Annotated in this window: 16 protein-coding genes; 9 read left to right on the plus strand and 7 right to left on the minus strand. The window is 39.9% G+C overall.

All coding sequences use genetic code 11. The features are described from left to right. Nucleotides 1-19 precede the first annotated feature (19 nt). On the plus strand, nucleotides 20-1,732 hold the full coding sequence (locus tag QUG14_RS08785) for a metallophosphoesterase (RefSeq protein WP_289340139.1): 1,713 nt from the start codon (nucleotides 20-22) through the stop codon (nucleotides 1,730-1,732). A 129-nt stretch (nucleotides 1,733-1,861) separates the two neighbouring features. On the opposite strand, the gene QUG14_RS08790 is transcribed toward QUG14_RS08785, so the two are convergent. The 3 genes from QUG14_RS08790 to QUG14_RS08800 all read right to left on the minus strand — a co-directional run bounded on the left by QUG14_RS08790 (nucleotide 1,862) and on the right by QUG14_RS08800 (nucleotide 6,047). Continuing rightward, nucleotides 1,862-2,539 carry a hypothetical protein gene (locus tag QUG14_RS08790; RefSeq protein WP_289340140.1) on the minus strand — a complete coding sequence of 226 codons (678 nt, stop codon included), beginning with the start codon at nucleotides 2,537-2,539 and terminating at the stop codon, nucleotides 1,862-1,864. A gap of 186 nt (nucleotides 2,540-2,725) precedes the next feature. Continuing rightward, nucleotides 2,726-4,996: a rhamnogalacturonan lyase gene (locus QUG14_RS08795; RefSeq protein ID WP_289340141.1), complete on the minus strand. Its 2,271-nt coding sequence runs from the start codon at nucleotides 4,994-4,996 to the stop codon at nucleotides 2,726-2,728. Continuing rightward, nucleotides 4,956-6,047 carry a glycoside hydrolase family 88/105 protein gene (locus QUG14_RS08800; protein WP_289340142.1) on the minus strand — a complete coding sequence of 364 codons (1,092 nt, stop codon included), beginning with the start codon at nucleotides 6,045-6,047 and terminating at the stop codon, nucleotides 4,956-4,958. Before QUG14_RS08800 ends, QUG14_RS08795 begins: the two co-directional genes overlap by 41 nt. A gap of 158 nt (nucleotides 6,048-6,205) precedes the next feature. Between QUG14_RS08800 and QUG14_RS08805 the strand changes: the two genes are divergently transcribed. The 5 genes from QUG14_RS08805 (at nucleotide 6,206) to QUG14_RS08825 (ending at nucleotide 10,313) form a co-directional block, all read left to right on the plus strand. Continuing rightward, complete coding sequence (locus QUG14_RS08805) at nucleotides 6,206-7,054, plus strand: AraC family transcriptional regulator (RefSeq protein WP_289340143.1); 849 nt, start codon at nucleotides 6,206-6,208, stop codon at nucleotides 7,052-7,054. Nucleotides 7,055-7,130: 76 nt separating this feature from the next. Further along, on the plus strand, nucleotides 7,131-8,174 hold the full coding sequence (locus QUG14_RS08810; RefSeq protein ID WP_289340144.1) for an oligogalacturonate lyase family protein: 1,044 nt from the start codon (nucleotides 7,131-7,133) through the stop codon (nucleotides 8,172-8,174). A gap of 135 nt (nucleotides 8,175-8,309) precedes the next feature. Beyond that, on the plus strand, nucleotides 8,310-9,314 hold the full coding sequence (locus tag QUG14_RS08815; RefSeq protein WP_289340145.1) for a serine hydrolase domain-containing protein: 1,005 nt from the start codon (nucleotides 8,310-8,312) through the stop codon (nucleotides 9,312-9,314). Beyond that, the gene (locus QUG14_RS08820) at nucleotides 9,286-9,474 is read left to right on the plus strand and encodes a hypothetical protein (RefSeq protein WP_289340146.1); all 189 of its coding nucleotides are present in this window, start codon (nucleotides 9,286-9,288) and stop codon (nucleotides 9,472-9,474) included. Before QUG14_RS08815 ends, QUG14_RS08820 begins: the two co-directional genes overlap by 29 nt. Nucleotides 9,475-9,515: 41 nt before the next feature. Continuing rightward, nucleotides 9,516-10,313: an SDR family NAD(P)-dependent oxidoreductase gene (locus QUG14_RS08825; protein ID WP_289340147.1), complete on the plus strand. Its 798-nt coding sequence runs from the start codon at nucleotides 9,516-9,518 to the stop codon at nucleotides 10,311-10,313. A 156-nt stretch (nucleotides 10,314-10,469) separates the two neighbouring features. Here the strand turns inward: QUG14_RS08825 and QUG14_RS08830 are convergent, their stop codons facing one another. Beyond that, the gene (locus QUG14_RS08830; protein WP_289340148.1) at nucleotides 10,470-10,601 is read right to left on the minus strand and encodes a hypothetical protein; all 132 of its coding nucleotides are present in this window, start codon (nucleotides 10,599-10,601) and stop codon (nucleotides 10,470-10,472) included. Nucleotides 10,602-11,297: 696 nt separating this feature from the next. Here QUG14_RS08830 and QUG14_RS08835 point away from each other — a divergent pair. The 3 genes from QUG14_RS08835 (at nucleotide 11,298) to QUG14_RS08845 (ending at nucleotide 14,236) form a co-directional block, all read left to right on the plus strand. Beyond that, the gene (locus QUG14_RS08835) at nucleotides 11,298-12,269 is read left to right on the plus strand and encodes a bile acid:sodium symporter family protein (protein ID WP_289340149.1); all 972 of its coding nucleotides are present in this window, start codon (nucleotides 11,298-11,300) and stop codon (nucleotides 12,267-12,269) included. 303 nt (nucleotides 12,270-12,572) lie between these two features. Continuing rightward, a complete protein-coding gene (locus QUG14_RS08840; RefSeq protein ID WP_289340150.1) occupies nucleotides 12,573-13,493 on the plus strand; it encodes a hypothetical protein in 921 nt (306 codons plus the stop codon). Nucleotides 13,494-13,498: 5 nt separating this feature from the next. Next, entirely contained in the window at nucleotides 13,499-14,236 is a 738-nt protein-coding gene (locus tag QUG14_RS08845) for an SH3 domain-containing protein (RefSeq protein ID WP_289340151.1), read from the plus strand. A gap of 410 nt (nucleotides 14,237-14,646) precedes the next feature. On the opposite strand, the gene QUG14_RS08850 is transcribed toward QUG14_RS08845, so the two are convergent. From QUG14_RS08850 to QUG14_RS08860, 3 genes are all read right to left on the minus strand, one after another. Further along, entirely contained in the window at nucleotides 14,647-14,847 is a 201-nt protein-coding gene (locus QUG14_RS08850; RefSeq protein WP_289340152.1) for a hypothetical protein, read from the minus strand. Nucleotides 14,848-15,339: 492 nt separating this feature from the next. Next, nucleotides 15,340-16,125 (minus strand): YibE/F family protein, encoded by a 786-nt coding sequence (locus tag QUG14_RS08855; protein WP_289340153.1) that lies wholly within the window; start codon nucleotides 16,123-16,125, stop codon nucleotides 15,340-15,342. Next, nucleotides 16,122-17,258 (minus strand): YibE/F family protein, encoded by a 1,137-nt coding sequence (locus QUG14_RS08860; RefSeq protein ID WP_483310717.1) that lies wholly within the window; start codon nucleotides 17,256-17,258, stop codon nucleotides 16,122-16,124. The genes QUG14_RS08855 and QUG14_RS08860 overlap by 4 nt, the downstream gene beginning before the upstream one ends. Nucleotides 17,259-17,531 lie beyond the last annotated feature (273 nt).

Raw genomic sequence — 17,531 nt, forward strand, 5'->3', positions numbered from 1 at the left:
ACAGGAGGGATTAGGAAAAATGAAAGACATCAAGGTAAAAGATGAAGACTTAAAAACTCAGAATGGATTAAGTGAGGGAATGGATCGACGTGCCTTTTTGCAGAAAACTACGATGGTTGTTGGAGCGGCGATGGGAGCATCTTTAGTGGGCTCATTGACGAGCCTGCCTATTAGCGCTGCATCTAACTCTTCCATCATTGAATCCAAAAAAGTCAAGCCAAAGCTTGTATTTCCAGTCATTAGTGATGTACATATGAACAAAAACAGTAATCAAACATTAGAAAAATTCAAATCAACATTAGATCAATTAAATCTACTAGTCCCAAAGCAGGATGCATTTGTGGTAGTAGGAGATTTAACGGATAATGGTTACACGGAAGAATATGATAAGTTTTTCTCAGCTTATAATGCAAAAAAACAAAAACATGCGGATTCCATGATTGCCATCGGAAACCATGATTATTGGAATGGGCTTTCGGTTTCAGATGCTCAAAAACGATTCCTTGAAAGGTCAGGGATGGAATCGATTTACTTTCACAAAGTAATTAAAGGTTATCATTTTATTATCCTTGGAACAGAAGATGGTCTAACAGAAGGTACTTTTTCAATAACTCAAATTAATTGGTTAGCACAACAGTTAAAGCAGGCAGCACAGAATGATCCGAACAAACCGATTTTTGTGTTCCATCATCAGCCGATTATGGGGACGGTTTATGGAAGTGAATGGGGCTTTACGGAAAATAGGGATTTATTCTACAATACATTAGCACCCTATCCACAGGTGATTTCGTTTTCTGGTCACACCCACTATCCATTAGATGACCCTAAAATTATCCATCAAAAGGACTTTACATCCATCGGAACCTCCACGGGTGCTTATTTGTGGCTCGATGCTGGAAGAATACAAGGGGAAGTGCCGGAAGGAGCGGACATCCTTAATCAGGCACTCATCGTTGAAGTGTACAATGACAAGGTATTACTCAAGCGACGTGATATTCATAACAATAATTGGACAGCTGAACCTTTTGTAATCAGCTTACCTGCTAAAAAAAATGAATTTATCTATACAGTAGATCGAGATAAAAAGGCTCCATTTTTCACAAAGGATGCGTTAATTTCGATTAATCACGAACTCACAACACCAACAAGCCTTGCCGTTATGTTTACTCAAGCGAAGGATGACTTGCTGGTTCATGATTATAAGGTAGAAATCACTGATTCGACCCAAGGGCAAAAAGTGAAAGAATTCCTTGCATTCTCGGAATTTTATAGCGATCCGATTCCTAATCCGCTTACCTTACAAATAGATGGATTACAGCCGAATACATTATATGAGATCAACGTATTTGCACTAGATGCATTTGAGAACCAAAGTCAAAATGCATTAAAGGTTTTAGGAAAAACAACTGACGGTGAAATAAAGGATATCACGATTACTCTGTCCAAAAATACATTAACCGGAACGACCGAAACAGTCGATGTATTGGTAGAAAACGCAAGAGTTCCACAAAGTGACTGGATTGGAGTATATGAAGTCAGTGAAACTCCTGGGAATGTACCAGCCATTTGGTGGGAGTATACAAAAGTAACGAATGGAACATATAGAGTTTCGTATGATCCAAGTAAGAATTCTTATCCAGGTCGATATCAGTCAGGCAAGACGTATAAGTTCGTATATTTCTACGGCAGTGGATATGATGCCGTCACACATGCAACCTTTACAGTAAACTAAACTACGTGAAAACCCCATTTTCTAATGAAATGGGGTTTATATATTTATAGATTATAATTTCTTCTTATCTATTTTGTCGACCTGTTGATGAAGGAATGGACGTAATAGTTAGCGTGTTGGAAAAGGCTCTTACTCTTCCCCACCAAGTCGAAGCTTAAATAGAAAACCATACATAAGCAGGAAAATCATAATTCCCAAAGTTTGAAAGGTTCCAACCATGGTCTTAATCGAGAAACTTCCTAGTAGTTTATCCTTATAAGTAATAATATAATTACCATCGGCAGAATTCGCCATGACTAATAGAATCCAGCTAAGAACTATTAACACAGTACCCAGTCCAACTAAAACAGTATGTAATTTACTTTTATCAAAATAGATTAAGAGATTAGCTATAAGGAAGCCGAGGACTGCTGCAACAACATAAAACCACCATAAGGATTCAGCACCAACTTTAACTAACAAAACCATATACTGAATCGTAAAGCCCAAACTCAATAAAAAAATAGGAACACTATAGAAACAGGATGTCATGAATTCACTTTGGTTCCCTTTTGCCATTACTTTTAAAAAAACAATGACACTTGGAATTCCAATGACCCAATGTATCAATGCCAAACCATTAACTGGGTTCGCATAGCTCTCCTTTAAGGGGAGCTCCACGACTCCATGAAAAGTTTCCCCATCTAAATGACCCACCATCATATACCAGCCTAAAAACAATACGGCCAAAAAACAGCCAAATAGCGTTAGTACTGTACCAAACGTACTCGTTTCCTTCTTCCTTGCTTTACGTTTCTTTTTACTCAATCGTCACACCAACTTTTTTCTGAATATCTTAGTACAATAACATAAAATACAAGACCAAAAAAAAGGGAATTCCTTACTATTTTTCGGTGGGACCGGGGACCGTGGGGACGGTTCTATTGGCTTTTTTGTTTTAACTAATGTTCGAAAAGGCCATGAGAACCGTCCCTTTGGTACTTCTTTGGTACTTTACTTGACTACACGCGGTGTATGAAGGTTCGGTATCGGGACGGTCGACCAATCGATATCGGATGCGAAATAAAAGCTTGTATAGCCTGGCTGGTTGTATACGACATTTTGCCTTGCGATCTCGCTTCTGTATTGTGTATCGTGCATCAATGTATACAATTTGCGGTCGGTAATCTCGGTGCTCATATAGATTCGAATCGCCGAACTGTCAGTGGTTCGAACGAGAAGTTCTTCCCGCCAGTCCCCGAATATGTCTGCAACAAGGCATGGATTGCCCTTCGTATGATTGTTGGAGGTTGTCTCTTCCGCCGTAACCAAACGGCCTCTTTTCCAATCGTCGATTGTGACAGGCTGACCCAAAGCGCCACTGATGATTTGAGTGGTCATGTCAGCCGCCCACTTAATGTTCATATTAGTCCCTGGTACCTTCTGATTAATCTGTTCTCCCTTTGCACTCATCAAGCCGAAGGTCTCATGACTTGAAGGATCTTCCAATGTCCAAGTCTGAAGTCCCCGATACTCTGGGTCAACCTGACCGATCATCCCACGACCTATATCATCTGTCGCAAAAGCACCATATAGCACTTCACCTGTCGCCGCATCGCGCAGCGTATATCCATAAGGTCCTCGTACGCCGCTCTCATGAACCATGAATATTTCCAGACCAGGGCGATCTGGATCGATATTCGTTACATGAAGAGCATCGCCGTGGCCCAGTTTAGCAATCTCTCCCGGCGCAGCACTCCCTTCCGGCAGTATGCCTTTTGAGCTGTATAGAATGGTTCCATCATGGTCGATCGTAGCCGAGCCGTATATGATTTCATGACAGCCGTCACCGTCAACATCCGCAACGCTCAAAGAATGTGCTCCTTGCTTCGCAAGACTGCCAAACGCCTCGCTTCGACCGTCGGCCAAATGAAGACTGTCGTTGAATGGATTATCCATCGTGATCCAACCGCTATCGGTAAACCAATTCTCTTTCAGATGAGTCCCATCCCAAGAGTAGGAAACGACAGCGGCTCTTGTGTAATAGCCCCGAGCAAAGACTGCATATGGTTTTTGTCCATCTAGATAGGCTACACCGGCAAGGAAACGATCTACCCGGTTTCCCGGTTCAATGCGGTTCCAAGCATAATCACCCCACATGAGGCCGTCGTCATGCCGTCCAGGCTTATAGCGGATTGTTTCGAGTTCTTCTCCCGTCAGTCCATTAAAAATAGTTAAATATTCTGGGCCATTTAAAATAAATCCTTCAAATGCCCGTAGGTTATTGCGGTTGCTCCTCTTTTGCGCATAAACGTCTAAAAAATAATCGACCAGCCGTACGGCATCTGCCCGGTTCAACGGATAAGAGTACAGATTATCAATCCCGAAACATTCCTCAAGAGTTAATGGCCAATGGCCGGCAACTACCTCTTCATGCTCATGCCAACTCAAGAACATGTCCACAAGATGCTCGTAATAATCGGTACTGCTCATCCGATAATCGTCATTATGGCTGTAACCGGCCGCCACATCTTCTTGAAGCATCGTGATATAGCTTTCGGAAACACCATTCCCTTCCTGATTGTATCGAATGACCTTCGTTCCAGGGGCGGTCTTAAAAATCAATTCCGCTTTGCCGTCCCCATCAAAATCGTACACGAGGAATTGCGTATAGTGTGCGCCTGCCCGAATGTTAACGCCTAAATCAATCCGATAAAGCAGTGTCCCGTCCAACTTATAGCAGTCGATAAAAACCGGGCCAGTATAGCCGGAATGCGACACATCCTTGGAATTGGAAGGATCCCATTTGACAAAATATTCGTACTGGCCATCACCGTCCACATCCCCGACGCTCATATCATTAGCAGAGTATGTATAGGTCTCTCCAGCTGGCGTAACGCCGCTGTTTGGCTTTTGCAAAGGAATTTCATAGTATGTACTCTCCCAAGGGGTTACCTCCGCGCTGCGGTCAATCTCTTTTCCTTCCACGATTGCGCAAACATAATAGGATGAGGAGCCTGTCCCATCACGATCCAAAAAGTTGGTGCTATCATAAATCGTTGCGATGAGGACTCCATCGCGATAAAGGTTAAAATCAGGTCCAATAAGCCCTTTATCGGTAAAACCAGTCACTTCATTCCCCAGCAATCTCCAGCTAAGAAATATCCCTTCTGATGTTGAAGCAGCAGCTAACCCCCGATCCAGATATTCAAGCTGTACTGCAGAATCAACTTCTGACTCTAGCTTATTTTTCACCTGTTCTGATTTCAATTGATTCACTCCCATTCTCTGTCGCTATCTTCGTTTTTTGACTTAATTCTTGTTTTTTTAGCAGCGCAGCTAGGAATGCAAGAACAAGCCCTTGACCCCATCCCTGTACCCTTTTTTTTGGAACCAAATTGTAGTCTTCCGCAGTGTACATTACGGCCGTTCCCGCAGAAACATTTCTAACCGAACCGTCTTCATCAATGTTTGATACGATTCCCTCATAAGCTTTTGCGACATATTTCTGATGCAATGGATGTGCGTTTACTGTCAATGCAGCGGCAATACCGGCTGTTGCCGAAGTTTCAAGGTAGGAGGTATCATCGTTTAAGATGGTATGCCACATACCCTCTCCTGACTGTAGTCTTACCAGCGCACTCAATTGGTCACCAAGAGCTCCGTCAATCTGCATCCACATAGGCATAAAGGGATTGAGCATTCTGAAAGCCTGTGCCATCGTGTAAGCCGCCCATGCATTTGCCCTTGCCCAATAAATGGCGGATAGATGATCCTTTCTAACATTGTCCCACGCGTGATAGAACAAGTTTGTCTTATTGTCTTGCAGGTACTCCTCATGCCAATAGAACTGTTTCAATGCATCATCGATATATTCCTTGTTATCAAGCTTAAATCCAATACGAAGCAGGAAGTATGCTGCCATGAACAAAGTATCTGCCCATGCCTGTTCCGGAAAGTCATTTTTTGATGAAACTGTATGCTGGAATACTCCATCTCCGAAACGGATTGCATCCTTTCTAAGATACTCAGCTTTCATCAGTGCAAGATCAAGGTATTTTGCATCCCCTGTGGCTTCATGCAGGGTCAACATTGTATGTCCCATAGCACAAGCGTTAACATTCATTGGGGGAAGCCCTAAATCAAGGTATTCGTCTACCCATTTGACCATGAAATCAATATATTCCTGGTTTCCGGTAACCTCCCAGGCTTTTCCTATACCATAAAAAGCTACCCCGCATGACCAGCTCCATGTAAAATCTATATTCATTGTTCTTCGGACTACGGTGTCAATCATTTCCTTTAATTCGTTTTCATCATATTCAAACCTAGGCATCTTCGTCTTCCTCTCTTCATTGTTCCTGCATTTTTTGGATTTAAAGTGCTACGGCACCTTGTGTCAGATTGTATCCTCTTAATCAGTGTAAAAACAATGCTTTAAAGGCATTCATTTATGGTATAATGTCAGTATTTTACCGGAGGAGGGACCACAACTTGAGAACTTATTATTATAATCCGGAAACACCGTACCGTGTGAACCCGGATTTGCATCTGCTTTTCTGGGGAAGGGAGGAGTGTGCTCCGGGACATGCCGTAGGTCCGATGGTTCGGGACATCTACGTCATTCATTTTATTCATAATGGCTCTGGAGTCGTCCAAGTTGGGAAGCATACCTTTTCACTTGAAGCGGGGCAAGCCTTTCTCATTTATCCGGATGTTTTGACCTTTTATAAGGCGGACATGCACTCACCCTGGGTTTACACGTGGCTGGCCTTTTCCGGTGAGCAGGTAGAACCTATTTTGGCGCGTACACGGCTGACCCCGGAGCAGCCGGTGTTTCCTATGGACATTAAGATCATGCCTGATATGTATAATCAATTAACGATGGTTTCCGAAAAAGAACCTGGCTCCGATCTAAAGATCAAAGCGCTTATGTATGAATTTTTATCCGTGCTCACAGAGACTGTCCCGCTTTCCGTCCCAGCGAGTTCAAGCCCAAATAGACGGGACACCTATATCGTGCAAGGCATGGAATATATTCATGCTCACTATCATGAACAGGTATCCATTGAACAACTAGCTTCATTTGTTCGGCTGGACCGCAAATATTTCTCCGCCATATTTAAGGAATCGCTAGGACTGACACCTCAGCAATATCTGCTGCAATACCGGATGAATAAGGCTTGCGAACTACTTAGGAAAGGGCAGTATAACGTTGGAGAGGTCGCCCAATCCGTGGGATATTCAGACGCACTGTTGTTTTCAAGGATGTTTAAAAAAATAATAGGAACCGCTCCGAAGCATTATCGCCAACAGACCAGCCATTCCGACATAAATCCATAAACCACATCCTTGCTGATATAGGCTTATCCCGCCAAACCCTCTAAAATGGGTTTAATTCACATGGGAGGGAATTTTTATGCGAAATTTTACAACATACAGGGATTCTGTTACAGGATATGAGATACGTCAGTATACTCAAGGACAAGAACGCAATACTAAGCTATATTTCACAACCGAGAATTTTACTACAGATGACCGTTATTTCTTCTTCAACCAGCAGATTCCCTCGGGTTTGAAAAATGAGGTCTACCAAGGAACAGGAGATCTTTACAAAGCAGAGGTCGAATCTGGCGAACTGAAGCTGGTAGCAGGCAGTGAATACAGTGGCTTTGCCATGGACAGGTTTGAAAACTACGGGGTGATGACAAAGGGGAATGTCGTTTGCCGCTATGAATGCGACAGCGATAAAATCATTGAATTGGGTGCTCTCCCCGCTGGCGGTCATATTACGGGGCATTTAACTACTAGCAAAAGCGGGATGATTGTTTGCAGTTATAAACAAAAAAACTGCATTTACGCCTTGGTTACATTGGATCCTCAAACCGGAAAAAGTGAAGTAGTCTATCAAAGTGATTATAACTTGGGGCATGCGCAGGTTTGTCCCACCGATGAAAATACGATTTTCTTCATTCATGAAACAGGTGGCGATGCTTTGCAGCGGATGTGGCTTTTTGATGTCACCACTTCTACCGCACGGCCGTACTACGTCGAATCCGAGGGAGATTGGATTACCCACGAGGTCTGGACTGCTGATGGTGAAAACATTGTGTTCATGAAGCTGCCGTCTTATCTAATGATGGGGACAAAAGACGGTCAAAATTTCCGCATCATTACCAAGGAAGATCAGCTCCTCCACCCCGGAGTTTCACGTGACTCAAAATGGTTATGCGCGGACCGTATCGGTTACCTTGGCGTAGAAAGCCCTAATCTGGTTTATCTTGTAAATGGCGAAACAGGTAATTCCCTCGTACTCGCCAATACGGATACACCAAGAAGCGGTGCGGATCATCTTCACCCTTCTTTTAACCGCAAGGGCGATATGATCTTGTTTAACCGTCCGTTTGACAACGGAAGTACACAGGTTTGCCTCATTGATTTAAACCAAGTTGAAAGACCCTAGTTGATATAATTATATTTTTCAGTTTTAGAACCGTTTGATATATTAATAGATTCTAGCTGCAATAACAATAAATGGTTAAATGGCGTATCATTTACTTTTTGTGTAAGTGGATGCTGCATAAGGAGGAAAAGCTGTTTGAAATCTTTTGAAAAACTACATCCATTATTAAAAAGTTTTGTCGAAAAAGGTCCGGCTGGATGTGCCTGTTCCGTTACCCATCAAGGGAAAACAGTGTTTGAAGATTACTTTGGATATGCTGACCTTGAAACAGAAAAACCAATTTTACGAGATACGATTTATAGAATATATTCAAACACCAAATTGGTGACGTGTGTTGCTGCCCTTATTTTATATGAACGGGGTTTGTTCTTGCTGAATGATCCTCTTGAAGATTATCTTACAGAATTCAAAGAACCAAAAGTTTACCATCGGAATAAAAATGGCGATTTGTCGATTTTACCTGCTACAAAATCAATCAGGGTCAAAGACCTCTTCATGATGACCTCGGGATTAACCTATGGAGGAGACGGAAATGAAACGGAACGTCAGGTTAAAATGGCGCTCGATAACTTTAATCACAACAAGGGTCCTGAGAATCTAGATGTAAGAACCCTCTCCCAAATACTCAGCAAGATTCCACTTGCCTTTGAACCGGGGACACAATGGCAATATAGCTATAGCCATGACGTCTTGGGAGCACTGATTGAAGTCTTGTCAGGTAAATCCTTGGGACAATTTTTAAAGGATGAAATTTTTGATCCTTTGGAAATGAAGGATACATTTTTTAAGATTCCCGAAGAGAAAAAAGAGCGTCTTTGCAGCCTTTACAATCGTAATGAAGATGGGGAGTTAACCAAAAATTCATTAATGGATGGGAATTATAAGCCAGAAGCCAAGTTTGAAAGTGGAGGCGGAGGGCTGCTGTCTACGTTAGACGACTATAGTCGATTTGCCCACATGTTGGCAAACGGCGGAGAGCTTAACGGTGTCAAAATATTAGGAAGAAAGACCATTGAACTCATGTCCACCAATCATCTTCAGCCAGAGGTACTGCCGTACTATAAATTGGGATTATCTGAAGGGATATGGTTATGGATTGGGTGTCAGAGTCATGATGAATCCGCCTTTAGGAGGCAGTAACAGTTCAATCGGAGAATTCGGATGGTGTGGTATGGCAGGTACGTGGGTATTGATTGACCCAAAGGAAAAGCTATCTGCCGTGTATATGCAGCAGATGATGCCTAACTTTGAGGCTTACCATCAGCCCCGGCTTCGCTCGGTTATTTATAGTTCGCTCTAAGAATACGCTTAGATGCCCAATAGATTAATGGAGGTATTCAGGTGGCTGATTATTCGTTTGTAAAAGACAAAGTCGCAGTTGTAACAGGCGCTGGGAGTGGAATCGGACAAGCGATTTCAATGGGTCTAGCGAAAGTGGGAGCAATCGTGATTCTAGTGGGACGCTCGGCTGAAAAGCTAATAAAAACAGCTGAACTTATTGAAGAACTCAAGGGTAAATCTGTGGTAGTGTGTGCAGATGTAAATAGCATTGAAAGTGTAGAACAGATGGCTTCAACGGTTTTAAAAAAGTTTGGTGTTCCCTCTATTCTTATTAACGCTGCGGGGATTCATGGGGAGATAAGGACGATAAAGGAAAGCGATCCGCAACTGTGGATGGATACGCTGATGATTAATACTGCTGGGCCATATCTTGTTTGCCGTGCTTTTATGAACGAAATGATTGAGCTGGGCTGGGGCAGAATTGTGAATGTGAGTTCCGCCGCTTCTCTTGTAAAACCTAACGGCGTCAACAGTGCCTATGCGACAAGCAAAGCTGCCTTAAATCATTTTACCAGGCAGCTTGCATCAGAACTGGAAGGAACAGAGATTACGGCAAATGTCATTCATCCTGGTGAAGTAAAAACGCAAATGTGGGCAAATATTAAGTTTGATGCTGAAAAATCAGGAAATCCGGTTATGACACGGTGGGCTGATATGGTTGGACAATCAGGCGGCGATTCTCCCGAGAAAGCAGTCGAGGTCATCCTCGATTTATTAACGCCAGAATCAAATGAAATAAATGGGAAATTTTTATGGATAAAGGATGGCAAAAAAAAGCCAATTCCTAGTTGGGATTAAGAGGAATAACTATACATTTTTCCTGCAGCTCGCCAAAGTTTTTTCTTATGTATATATCAAAAAAGCATTGATTCCCAATTTAAATTGCTTTTTCTAATGTTTAAGAAGAATAGAACCGAAGAAAAAAGACATCCTTTTTTAATAGGATGTCTTCACTTAGTATTTTGTTTGGTTTGAACATTCTGCTTTGAAATCAGGTAAATCATCAAAAGCTTGTGGGATGATAATACCGTCTTCCTTCCTTTGCTTTTGCTTTGTTCTGCCATAAAAAAGCCTCCATCGCTTCATTGGTGATTCCCAATATAGCAAGGAGGCTCCACAGTCTTTTGATAGTACCCTCAACAGTCTAGTTGCAAAACACTTCTACTAACCAAATATTTACATACGTTCGAAAACGTTGGTGTCATAATACTTTTGGCGGGACTGTGTGGGAATCGAACCCACCAGACCTGGCACGCAAGTCTCAAGCAGTTTTGAAGACTGTGTATGGGACCAGTGGTCAAATCAGATTCAAATTCCCCCGTAATATCAAGGGGTCTCGGCAGTCTCTTGAAAGTTTTTTAGACCGTTTTCCCTAACCTCTACAGCCTCCATTCTAGAATAAATATTTACTTAAGACAATTTAAAATATTATCCAATAAGTTGTAAAGCCGAACCCAAGATCCTAAAAAGCATTTTTAGATTTAGCCCTGTTGATGTAGTTAAAATGTATTATCTTTACAGGTGCAGGCTGTTCTAGTTTGCCTACAAGATAGTCCAGATAAAGATATTCAAAATGTGCAAGCAAAATAAAGCGGCTGCTATTCCAGCCATTAATCACTTAGACGCATTTCTTTGCCCTCCTTTATTCGTTCTATCGATTCAAACGTTTACAATATTTATTTCTTTGGTTTGTGATAATTTAATATTCTAACTATTATTTTTATTCAAAAATTATTCTATAATACTTTTCATTACAAAAATTCAAAGTCAGAGATGTAAAGAATGAAAGTTTTAGAGAAAGTAAGCCAATTCGCCGGCAGTACCTTTGCCGTTTGGGTGCTATTATTTGCAGCCCTTTCGTTTTTTTGGCCATCCGCGTTTACGTGGATAGCACCACATATTTCCCTCCTAATAGGGATCATTATGTTTGGAATGGGAATATCATTGTCTGCAGGAGATTTTAAAGAAGTTTTCAGACGTCCAAAGGATGTGGCGATTGGAGTTATTGGTCAATTTTTAATCATGCCTACTCTTGCTTTTTTACTTGCAAAAGGATTGCAATTACCTCCTGAAATAGCTGTAGGAGTCATTTTAGTAGGTTGCTGTCCGGGAGGGACTTCATCTAATGTTATGACTTTCTTGGCGAAAGTTGATGTTCCTCTAAGTGTAACCATTACCTCAGTGACAACACTACTCGCACCTGTGGTAACACCAGCACTTATTTTATTACTTGCAAGCGAATGGATTCCAGTAGAACCAGGTAGCCTATTTGTTTCCATTGTAAAAATTGTGATTATACCTATCGTCCTAGGGCTTATCATTAAGAAATTATTTAATCGTCAAGCACAGGCAAGTGTAAAGGTCCTTCCACTTGGATCCATTATAGGAATTGTTTCGATTGTAACCGCAGTAGTATCTGTTAACCAACAAAATATTGCTAAAACAGGGTTAATCATCTTTGCTGTTGTTATTCTCCATAATGTCCTTGGCTATTTACTGGGCTATTTCTTTGGAAAGTTATTCAAGATGGATTTATCGAAGAAAAAAGCAGTTGCAATTGAAGTTGGAATGCAAAACTCGGGGTTAGGTGCTGCCATTACTTCAGCACATTTCTCACCATTATCTGCTGTACCAAGTGCTATTTTTAGTGTTTGGCATAATATATCTGGTCCAATATTAGCGACCCTATTTAATCGAATGGGTAACAATAAGCCGCTCGATGCGGAATCAAAAAATTCACAATTAACAAACTAGATAACCACACCTTCATTGTTGGAAATCAACGACCACATGAAGGTGTGTTTTTTTGTTATTTTTGAAAATGGGTTTGTCACCCAATTCCCCTTTCTTTAATGTAACTACCTTAACACCACTTTTTTGGCATAACCTTTGTTTGCATAAATTTTCCCCAAAACCAATGAAATCATATTAATTCAACTCCCTCAATCCCCAATTTCTGCAAAGATATGGGGCTTTTCTTCCGATTGTCTGCATAGATTGTAGACAAGGGTAAGTGATCTCTCAATTAAAATAGTAAACCAGGAGGGAAATAGCCTAATGCAATTTATTGAAGATGTTAAAGATGTGAAATTTAGTTTTTTGGAAAAACCGCCTGCGTCGCCGATGACTTATGCCTTTGTTTATGTTAATAATCACAACGAATACTATGCAGTAAAAAATGGAGAGCGTTTGTCACGTAGTGAATTACGGATTGGCAAATATAAAAGAGTTTATACAGTCAATATGCAGCAGCATACCATCACATACAAAGAGGAAGTCCCTTCTGCAACAAGAGGAAGAACGTTTTCTGTCAATCTATTTATCGATATTGCTGTTGAACACCCCGAACGGTTAGTTCAACAAAATGCAGGAGAATTTGGCGACATTATTAACAATAATTTGCCCTTCTGGGTGGAGTCTGAAGCAAGATTTTATCCTATTGAAGAAGAGCTTAGTTTTGCACGGCATATTGAAGAGTTTTTTCAAACCTCGCCATTAGTCAAGGTGTTAAGAGAGGCTGGAATTGTTGTTCGAAATGTTCGTGTTTTGATCCGGCAAGGTATTAGGGACCAACGCCATGATGAGGCAATCGCTGATTTAGATCGAAACGCAGAATTATCCGCCTATCAAGAGGCTCTGGACTTGGAGGAAGCGCGCAGAATTTCGGTTTCGATTAAAGATGCTCTTCAAGCAGGTGATTTTATCACTGCTGGAAAGCTTGGAGAAAAGAATGAAATGGCAAAGCGGTTAGTGGAATCGGAGTTTAGCCAAAATCAAGCCTTCAAATTTGAGGTAAACAAACAACTATTCAACTTAATCAACGATCACGCTATTGACCAGCTTGAGGCAGAACTAAGATTGGCCAAGCTAAAAAAACTATTCCCGTATCTCCCCGTCAATCTGGAAAACATCAATAGAAAAAAACAGATTACTGGTCCAAAGAGAGAACTTCAATCCTATTTAAATAAAGGAGATTAGCTATTGTGGAATCCATTTTAAACCAGCTGTTTTGGATCTGGTCACTTATATCTGTCCTGCCGGAATGGATGCGTCTTTTTTTGGCTCTCTTTGTGCTCTTGCAAATCGCAAGGCTGATTTTGTTGTACATTGTTCCTCCCTTCTTAAACTTGTTATGCCGTTTGTTTAAAAAGATGATATATCCAATTTCTTACCCAATTATGGCACTTCTTTCCACTCTGCAAAGACGGCGGAGAGAAGCAGGAATAGCTGGCATACCTGTTTGGATTGAAATCATCGAAGGAATGTTTGCCTTGTTCGAGAATTTTTTCAACAAAATGATTGAACTTTTCACGAAACGGAAAAGGAATAAGGGCAGGATTAAAAGATGGACCTTCTATGCTGCCACAGCTGTAGTGATTTTGCTGACTACTGCCATTATGAACAATCCAAATGAGTGGTATATACAAAAATGGAGGAAAGCGGAGGTTTGGTTAAACCAAGAACATGTGCACATACAAGCATCTGGGGCTTCCCCTGATCAAATAGAATTAATTTTAAATAAGAAATATGAAGATGGCGGAAATATTCGTGAAGCTCCCGCACTAACCGCGCCCCGTCTATACACGGTCACAAATAGAGAAATCATTCACTTTTTAAATGAAGAACAAGTAGATTCCAAAGGAATAAAGTGGCTAAAAGTCCAAACTACAAACGGGATCGAAGGCTGGATATCCGCATTGATTGTCATGGAAAAGCAATAAATTAAGGGTTATTTATATCTTAGAGTCGTAATGAAAGAATAATTCCCTTGATTTTAAGCGTCTTTTCCAATTAAAAGAACAACAGTGGTGTCAGGTAAATCCTTTGGACAGTTTTTAAAAAATGAAATTTTTGATCCTTTAGAAATGAAATGCAGTTACTGCTGCCTAACTTTGAGGCTTACCATCAGCCACGGCTTCGCTCGGTTATTTATAGTTCGCTTTAAGAACACGCTATTTTCACTCAAAAGCAATCGCTCAGACCTATGCTGATTCGATTGCTTTTATTTTTTTGTTTCATTATTCTAACTCTTGCTTGTAGATAAGACATAATAAACCAGTAATCAAGATGGCGAGGTACAATTAGTTTATTCAAACGCTGAAACATTTTGGTATTTATCAATTCAGAGTGCTTACTCTTTTTCTGTTATGTACCATCCATCAGGCTTTTTCTCTATATGGAATATATCTTCATCGAATTTTTTTCGGAGCATTCTATATTCTTCATTTTCTATTTTAATTTTGGTTACTTTGATTTTTTTCAGCGTTATTTCAGGTTTCTTGACTTCGATGACAAAATCATTAATCATAAAAAATGTTCGTTGATATCTCATACTCCACTTCCTCCCTGTTTCTATTATTTACGTATAGAATTGGCCAAACATTAATAAAACCCTTGTAAATTTTTTTTAAAATGTCTCCTCGCCTCGAATGATCAAAAACAGACGAAATCGCAGTTGAAATGAATCAGACTTACACATTTAAAATGAACAATTCTCATTAGTCATGTATGACTTTGCCAATCAACGGCAAATTCTATCGATTTATCGTAATCATTTTCTCCTGTTTTTTTAAATTATATCTTAATGAAAAACTTACAAACTATTATTGAACTACCGCCATAATAGCAACCGTATCCATAACCGCCACATCCAACGCCATATCCAGAACCTCAATTTTACATCTTATGGAACTATATTAGTGTTTTTTAAACAAAGAAGGCCTTTCTTCGGTTTACTAAACGGAGGAAAGGCTTTTTTCAAATTGACAGTCCTTGGCTAGAGTTTCTACAGCTTTTGAAGACATTTAATTTTGAAATATGATCATTACTTACGCGTCCCTGTCATGGTAGCTTTTTCTCTTCTTTTTACTAAAAAATATGAATTAATCCAGGCAGTAATAGGAATAATCAAAGCTACGCCAATACCGGCACACAAAATCGTCATCACTTCAGCAATAAAAATCTTTGAATTTACGATTTCTCCAATAGAATAAGATAAATCTTTAAACCAAATAAGTAAGGCCAAATAACCTCCAAAGAATGCAAAAAATAACGTATTTGTACTGGTTCCTAGGATATCCTTCCCAATGCTTATTCCAAAAGCAAATAAATCCCTCTTGCTGATGGATGGATGATGATGAAACATTTCCCGCATTGGGGAAGATATTGCAATTGCCGTATCTGTAATCGCACCGATTGTACTCATAATAATCACGGAAGCAGCTATTTTAACAAAATCTATCCCAATATATAGGGAAAAGTAGCTGAGTTCCTCTACTTCCTCTTCTCCAAATCCCTGAATCATCGCATTTTCTGTAACGATTAAAATTAAAAAAAGAAGAATCACAACTGTGATAATGGTAGCAATGAAGGCTGTTTTGGTCTTGCTGTTAACTTCATTAATATAAAACAGATTAATGCAACTAATCACAGTAGATGCAATCATTGTTAAGATAATCGGATCTGCCTGTGGCACTGTCATAATAATGATGGTAAAAAGGAGCACACCAAAGTTTAAGAATATAGCCCAAAAAGACCGTACTCCCTTTTTGCCGCCAATAAGGAGCATCAGTATAAATAAAATACATGCTAGCAACACTAATGCATTCATAATCTTGCCCTCTTTCGATTAACGAAAAAAATAGTAGTATAAAGTCCTATCGGAATGGTAATCACGATTCCAATCCCGCCAGCCAGGGCTCTGGTCAATTCCAATGAGAGATTCATGGAAAGGGTGAAGAACATAGGAGAATTATTCTTAAAATACAAAATAAGCATTGGTATAGAACCACTTATATAGGCAAAGAACAAAATATTTGTCATCGTTCCCATAATATCTTTGCCAATCTCCATTCCTGATGCTTTAAGTGCCTTTACCGGTATGTTGTGATCCTTTTCATACAAACCAAAGATGGAAGAAGACATGGTAATGGCCACATCCATCACCGCTCCTAAAGACCCGATAAATAACCCTGCCATAAACACTTCTTTATAAGGGCGTGTTAGAAATTGCATTTCCTCATACCGAAGTCCTTTTTCTGCCGTCAACCACATTACAAGATAGGTTATTAACAAAGAAATAAAAGTTCCCAATAGAGTTGCAACAATTGCTGCATATGTTTTCTCATTAAAGCCGTTAACTAGGAGCAAAGAAATGACCGTAAATAAAACAACACTGACACTGCAAATCCATAATAAACTGATGCCGGAAGTATTTAGATAAACATCCAATGCATAGGACAACAATATGGCATTAACAGCCAAACTCATAATAGAAAACAGCCCTTGCTTTTTTCCTACGAAAAGAAGAGTGAAGATAAAAACCCAAGCAACAATCACTATGTATATATCACGCTTTAGTTCTACTATCGATCCAGTTAAATCTTTATCTTCTTTCATCACATCAATTGTGACAAACATTTCATTTCCAACATGATATTTCTGATCAAAAGCTCTCGATGAGGAGAACTCATTCGATAAATAAATAAGATTTCCCTTTTTATTACCATTTTTAATTTCGGCTATAATATGCTGAGTATAAAGACGATCTTTATTCTTATGCATATCAACCATTTCAGTGGAATCTTCCATCTTCATTTCAATGACTTCAGCTATTGGACGTTCATAAAATGAATGATTGTAATGAACAAAAATAATTGAAGCAGTAAAACAAATTGCAGTTATAGTATAGAAAAGTATTTGTTTATAAGTCATTTTTCTTAAAACGTTCACGATAAGATTCAAATAAAAACCTCCAGCTACGGGATGTAAATTGTCGATAGAAACAACATAACAAGAATGTTTTTAGTTGGTCAAGGGTACATATCTCCATAACCGAAAAACTTCAATGACTAAATTGCCCAAATTCAAAAATTCAAGCAATCTGCCGAGAACGCTTGCCAATGAAGTAAAGAATATTATACAAAAGACATTGACGGATGGGCTTATGAAAAAAAAGAAGCTGCTCTTTAATTCGAGCAGCTGAATAAATAAACTATGTAAATCATTTTAAAATTC

The sequence above is a fragment of the Neobacillus sp. CF12 genome (assembly GCF_030348765.1).
Lineage (GTDB): Bacteria > Bacillota > Bacilli > Bacillales > Cytobacillaceae > Neobacillus.